Origin of the sequence: Microcystis sp. M53598_WE2 (assembly GCF_030067735.1) — a bacterium.
Classification (GTDB): domain Bacteria; phylum Cyanobacteriota; class Cyanobacteriia; order Cyanobacteriales; family Microcystaceae; genus Microcystis; species Microcystis aeruginosa.
The window spans coordinates 1-1,284 of record NZ_JASJFE010000575.1; the positions used below are offsets into that span (position 1 = coordinate 1).

The following is a 1,284-nucleotide window of genomic DNA, read 5'->3' on the forward strand; positions in this document are numbered from 1 at the left end:
ACATTTATTAACTGATATTTTAGTCATTGCTGTTTTAGCAGTTATAGCAGGAGCCAAAGGTTGGGAAGACATGGAAAATTATGGACTCAGTAAGCAGTCTTGGTTATCTGAGTTTTTAGAATTACCTAATGGCATTCCTTCTGATGACACTTTTCGGCGGGTTTTTGAACGGATTAACCCGGAAGTTTTGGCCAAAGTTTTGTCTCAATGGCTGCCCCATTTAATCGGTTCTCTTTCGGGGGAAATAGTTCCCATAGACGGGAAAAGTCTCAGAGGTTCTTACGACCGTAATCAAGGAATTAAAGCCTTGCATTTAGTGACGGCTTGGGCGGGGGAGCAGAAATTAGTTTTAGGACAAGTCAAGGTGGAAGATAAATCCAATGAGATTACTGCTATTCCCGCTTTACTAGAACTGTTAGACCTTCAAGGGGCAATTATCACCCTAGATGCTATGGGAACTCAAACGGCGATTATTAATCATATTCAAGCCAAAAAAGCTGACTACGTTGTCGCCCTTAAAGCTAATCATCCGACTCTTTATACTCAGGTCAAAAACTGGTTTGAGCAAGCTCAAGCACATCAATTTGATGGTATTCAATTTAGTTATGATTACCGTCTGGAAAAAGGTCATCATCGCCTCGAAAAACGTTGGTGTTGGGCTGTACCTTTAGAAGCTTTCGGCGGTCTTTATCAACAAGCTCAATGGCGAGGACTTCAAAGTATTATCATGGTTAAACGAGTTCGTCATCCTGGTCATAAAACCACTTGTGAAGTCCAATTTTATCTCAGTTCTCTCCCTGCTGATGCTCAAAAAATAGGTAATGCTATTCGTAAACATTGGGGCATTGAAAATCAGGCTCATTGGATTTTAGATGTTACTTTTAATGAGGATCAATGTCGGATTCGCTCTGGTCACAGCCCTCGTAATTTTGCCTTCTTGAGACGAGTAGCACTTAACGCTCTTAACCAGGAATCCACTTACCGACGTAGTCTGGCACAAAAAAGTAAACGGGCGGCCATGGATAATAACTATATGATGGCTGTGCTGAAAGCCTTTTGTCAAGCCTAATTGAGATGCTCTTACCCTGGTCTTTTATCAAGTCTAATTTTAGGGGTTTTGCTCACGGAAACATCAGCTTTTCACAGAACTCGATTTTTATCTTAAAATTGATACAATCAACCATAAAGAGATAATGACAATGATCAACCTAGAAACGATTCAAGAAGATATTGCGTCCCTTCCCCTCGACGCACAACAGACTATTCTTGAACTTGTAGATATTC

The 1,284-nt window shown here is 40.7% G+C and carries 1 protein-coding gene; it reads left to right on the forward strand.

Annotated features, from left to right (window positions below; translation table 11 throughout):
* On the forward strand, positions 1-1,069 hold a 1,069-nt coding region (locus PX636_RS11685), incomplete at its 5' end, for an ISAs1 family transposase (protein WP_288117288.1).
* Positions 1,070-1,284: the final 215 nt, after the last annotated feature.